The sequence below is a fragment of the Nocardioides sp. genome (genome assembly GCF_025965415.1).
Classification (GTDB): Bacteria; Actinomycetota; Actinomycetes; order Propionibacteriales; family Nocardioidaceae; genus Nocardioides.
On sequence record NZ_JAOPWY010000149.1, the window covers coordinates 1 to 4252 of the forward strand.

Annotated in this window: 4 protein-coding genes; 3 read left to right on the top strand and 1 reads right to left on the bottom strand. The window is 73.5% G+C overall.

What is annotated here, in order from left to right; genetic code table 11:
• On the top strand, positions 1–324 hold a 324-nt coding region (locus JWN97_RS15495; RefSeq protein ID WP_297624450.1), incomplete at its 5' end, for a hypothetical protein.
• Here JWN97_RS15495 and JWN97_RS15500 read toward each other — a convergent pair.
• Entirely contained in the window at positions 261–2375 is a 2115-nt protein-coding gene (locus JWN97_RS15500; RefSeq protein WP_297624453.1) for an alpha/beta hydrolase, read from the bottom strand. The genes JWN97_RS15495 and JWN97_RS15500 overlap by 64 nt on opposite strands.
• Before the next feature lie 151 nt (positions 2376–2526).
• Between JWN97_RS15500 and JWN97_RS15505 the strand changes: the two genes are divergently transcribed.
• Positions 2527–3618, top strand: a complete 1092-nt coding sequence (locus JWN97_RS15505; RefSeq protein ID WP_297624457.1) for a class I SAM-dependent methyltransferase — start codon at positions 2527–2529, stop codon at positions 3616–3618.
• A 12-nt stretch (positions 3619–3630) separates the two neighbouring features.
• On the top strand, positions 3631–4252 hold a 622-nt coding region (locus JWN97_RS15510; protein WP_297624460.1), incomplete at its 3' end, for a DNA alkylation repair protein.

The following is a 4252-nucleotide window of genomic DNA, read 5'->3' on the forward strand; positions in this document are numbered from 1 at the left end:
GCCCGCCCCGGCCGGCTGCTCTGCGCCGCCGCGCTCGCGGCCCTCACCGGCGAGCACACCCGAGGCGCCGCGGACGCGCTCTCCCACGTGACATGCCCGCCCGGCCGCGCCTGGGTCCTCGGCGCCGATGTCCACCTCCTGCTCGCCGGAGCCGCCGGTGCCCGGGGCGACGACGAGGAGGCCGAGCGGCTCCTCGCCCCGTTGCGCGAGGCCACGACGACGGCCTGGCCGGCCATCCGGCGCCGGGTCGACGCGCTGGGTCAGAGCGCCTCGAGCGTCAGCCGTGCGGCGCGCTCGGCCCCGTCGGAGGGGACCGGCAGGTAGTCGACGGGCTGCGCCAGGCAGGTCACGAGCTCCTCGGCCACGCGGTCCGGGCCGGTGTCGGCGTAGTCCAGCGCCCGCCCGGCACGGTGCCGGTCGAGACGGTGCCGCACGTGCACCTGCTGCTCGAAGTGGTGCTGGAGCGGCACGTAGACGAACGGGCGCCCCGCGGCGGTCAGCTCCATCGTGGTGCTGAGCCCGCCCTGCACGACGGCCACGTCGCAGGCGGCGTGGTGCAGGTCGAGATCGGGCAGGAACCCGCGCACCTCGACCCCGGCCGGCACGTCGAGGGAGTCCGGGTCGACCCGCGGACCGGCGACCAGCACCATGCGCAGCCCGGGGATCCGCGCGGCGGCCGGCTCGTACGCCGCCGCCACCCGCCGCAACAGGTGGTGGCCCACGCCCGACCCGCCCACCGACACGAGGCAGACCACGTCGTCGTCGCCGTAGCCGAGAGACCGGCGCAGCTCCCCGCGACGCCCGGGGTCCGGCCTAGCCCCCATGACGTAGCCGGCGAAGTCGAAGTGCTGCTCGGTCCAGTCCCGGGCGCTGGGCAGGTCCGGACCCAGCGGCAGGTCGACGACGTCCGCGGCGTCGCCGATGAACACGGACCGGTCGCGGAGCCCGGGCGAGCGGGCGACGTGCTCGACCATCTCGGCGTTGTAGTCGGCGGTCAGGAACGCCTCCCGCTCACCCCCGTCGGGCATCGGCACCCAGCCGACGAAGTCGGTCATCCAGACGAACGGCGCGCGCTTGAGGCGCGGGTGCTCGTGGAGGAAGTGGTCGAGGTCCCAGGCCTCGTCACCGACCCACAGGTCGAACGACTCCCGCTCGACCAGGTCGTCGAACACCATGAAGTTGTTGACCAGCACCTCGTCCATGCGGCGTACGGCGTCGAAGGCGTGGAGGTCGTGCTCGCCGCACTCGGCCTCGAAGTGGCCGGACTCGCTGGCGAGCAGGCGCGAGGCCGGGTGGACCACCTCGCCACGCCGCTCGAGGAACTCGGTGACCGGTGACTGGGTCAGCCACTGCACCTCGACGTCCGGTCGCAGCTCGCGCATCGCGTCGGCCACGGCGAGGTCGCGCCGGGCGTGCCCCAGTCCGATCGGCGAGGAGAGGTAGAGCACCCGCGGGCGACGGCGGCGAGCGCGGGGAGTCCGCGACGGGGCGGGCGACCGGCTCGCGCGGTCCACGAGGGCCTTGACGGCCCGGTTGACCACCACCGGGTGCCGTGCCATCGGCAGGTGACCCGAGCCCTCGAGGACCAGGTGCTCGGCACCCGTCCACTCCACCACGCTGCGAGCCCGTCCCTGGGGTTGGCAGAGGTCGGCCGTCCCCTGCACGACGAGGACGGGTGCGGAGATGCCGCGCAGCAGCCGCTCGGCCTCCTCCACGGTGTCGGGGAACCGCGGGGCGTCGTTCTCCGCCAGGATGACGGCGCCCGTGGTCTCGCGGGTGAACCCGACGATGTCCTCGAGCTGCTTGGTCGAGTGCGGCTCCGGGAGCATCTGGTCGAAGAAGAACTCCGCGAACTCCGGCCAGTGCTCGGGCAGGTAGTGCCGGTTGTTGCCCCGCCAGCCGGAGTAGTCGTCGAGCTCCTCGTCGTAGTGCTGGGCCGACTCGAGGCGAACGGGGAACGGCGGCGTGCGGTCCCGGGCCCAGGGCGCGACCGCGACCACCCCCTGCACGCGGTCGGGGTGCAGCGCGGCGGTGAGCAGCGCCTGCCACGCGCTGACGCAGATGCCGGCGAGGACCGCCCGCTCGACACCGAGGTGGTCCATCACGGCGACGGTGCTGTCGACCATCCTCAGGTCGCCGTACGCCTCGGGGTCGAGCGCGCGCCCCGAGCGGCCGTTGCCGGGCGGGTCGACGGTCACCACCCGGAAGTGCTGGGCGAGGTAGGCGACCTGGCCCTTCCACGCCCGGCTGGTGACGCAGGTGTCGATCGGCACGAAGAGCACCGTCGTTGCCGCCGTGTCGTTGTAGGACTCCCAGGCCAGGCGTACGCCGGCGACGTCGATGAATCCGTCGGTGTCGGCGTCACGTGCTCGCATGCCGGTCCTCCCGTGCCGGTGTCCGCTCCGGCTCCCTCGGGACGAGGCTCCGACCCGGTGGTTGCAGCGCGGTTGCAATCGCGACGCAACCGGTGCCGCGCATCGTTCCCCGACCAGCATCCACCCGGGGTGCCGAAATGAGGAGACCCACATGACCACCACCGACCAGAGGAACGACACCGCGCAACCGAGCATCGACATGGACACCCTGATGGCGTTCGTCGGCGCGTTCGTCGGCGACCTCGGCGCCACCGTGGGCGCCGGCAACGTGCTGCTGGGGGAGCGGCTCGGCCTCTACCGGAGCCTGGCCCAGGGCCCGGCCGACGCGCAGTCCCTGGCGTCCGCGACCGGTACCGACCCCCGCTACGTCGACGAGTGGCTGCGGGGGCAGGCCGCCGGAGGCTACGTCGAGCACGACGCCGCCACCGGCACGTACTCGATGACGCCCGAGAAGGCGTTCGCCCTCACGGACCCCGACGGACCGGTCTTCCTCCCGGGTGCCTTCGAGCTCGCCCTCGGTGCGCTCAAGGCGCTCCCGGAGATCGAGCACGCCTTCCGCACGGGATCCGGCTACGGGTGGCACGAGCACGACCAGGACGTCTTCACCGGCTGCGAACGCTTCTTCCGCCCGGGCTACCTCATGCACCTGCTCCCCGAGTGGATCCCCGCGCTGGACGGGGTCGCCGACCGGCTGGAGCGGGGCGCCCGCGTCGCCGACCTCGGCTGCGGTCACGGCGCCTCGACCGTGCTGATGGCCCAGGCGTTCCCGGCGAGCACGTTCGTCGGGTCCGACTACCACGAGGGGTCCATCGAGGCGGCTCGCCGGCATGCGGCCGACGCCGGGGTCCAGCAGCGGGTGCGCTTCGACGTCGCCGGCGCGCAGTCGCTCGACGAGCGCGACCTCGACCTGGTCACGACCTTCGACTGCCTGCACGACATGGGTGACCCGGTCGGCGCGGCCCGGCACGTGCGGCACTCCCTGGCCGCCGACGGCACCTGGATGATCGTGGAGCCGGCGGCGGGGGACACGGTGGCCGACAACCTCAACCCGGTGGGGCGGGTGTTCTACGGCTTCTCGACCTTCTTGTGCGTGCCGAACGCGGTGTCGCAGCCCGGTGGCTACGCGCTCGGGGCCCAGGCCGGGGAGGCGGCGATCCGGCAGGTCGTGACCGACGCGGGGTTCACCCGGTTCCGCCGCGTGGCCGAGACCCCGTTCAACCACGTCTACGAGGCTCGCCCCTGAGAGGATGGCCGGGTGACGTACGTCGGTGCGGTCCGGGCTGCGCTCGCGGAGACCGGCGACCCCGAGCGCGCGGCGCAGCAGCGGGCCTACATGAAGTCCGCGCTGCCCTACGTCGGGCTGACCGCACCCGAGCTGAGGGCGCTCCTCAGGCCGCTCCTCGTCGAGCACCGCTTCGTCGACCGCGGCTCGTGGGAGGCCGCGGTCCTCGAGCTGTGGGACGACGTGACGCACCGCGAGGAGTGGTACGCCGCGGTCGCCCTGCTGCGCCACCGGTCCTACGCCCAGTGGCTCGACCCGGGCTTGCTGCCGCTGCTCGAGCACCTGGTGCGCACCGGCGCCTGGTGGGACGTGGTGGACGAGATCGCCTCCCACCTCGTCGGACAGGTCCTGCTCGACGACCGCGCGGACGTCACGCCGGTCGTGGGGGCCTGGTCGGTCGACGAGGACAGCCTGTGGGTCAGGCGTACGGCGGTGCTCGCGCAGCTGCGGCACCGGGAGGTCACCGACACCGACCTGCTGGAGCGGGTGCTGGTCGCCAACCTCGACGACACGGCGTACGGCAGGGATTTCTTCGTCCGCAAGGCACTCGGGTGGGCGCTGCGCGAGCACGCCAGGACGGATCCGGCGTGGGGGG

Bases quoted from the DNA above. Each gene is read 5' to 3' on its own strand.
- JWN97_RS15500 (WP_297624453.1), bottom strand. From the start codon at position 2,375: ATGCGAGCACGTGACGCCGACACCGACGGATTCATCGACGTCGCCGGC.
- JWN97_RS15505 (WP_297624457.1), top strand. From the start codon at position 2,527: ATGACCACCACCGACCAGAGGAACGACACCGCGCAACCGAGCATCGAC.